The 328-nt window shown below is 43.3% G+C and carries 1 pseudogene; it reads right to left on the reverse strand.

Going from position 1 to position 328, the window contains the following annotated elements:
• Positions 1-328, reverse strand: a pseudogene (locus IQR33_RS26685) (transporter); the annotation flags it as partial.

The raw sequence follows: 328 nt of genomic DNA on the forward strand, positions 1-328 counted from the left end.
TGGTGAGACACTACCTCAGGAAAACTAATGTCATCAATAACAATGATCTCTAACTCTAATCCCGTTGCACGAATCACACTGTGCAACCATTCGGAATGGCGAATTAGACTCGGTATCGTCCAGACAGGTTCAGCTAATACCACTTTACCTTTCAGTTTAGGTATCACACCACCATCTGTTATTGATAAATCTTGCTCATGAGTCTCTAACTGAATGTTGTCAACGGCACTTGGCGCATCATAAATTCGCTTTTGCACATGGATGTAATCAGCGAGTTGATACCAAGTCTCTTTTGTGAGTTGGGATTCCACGCGTTCGCGGTAGGTCA

The organism is Vibrio sp. OPT46 (genome assembly GCF_015163535.1).
In the GTDB taxonomy this organism is placed as follows: domain Bacteria; phylum Pseudomonadota; class Gammaproteobacteria; order Enterobacterales; family Vibrionaceae; genus Vibrio; species Vibrio alginolyticus.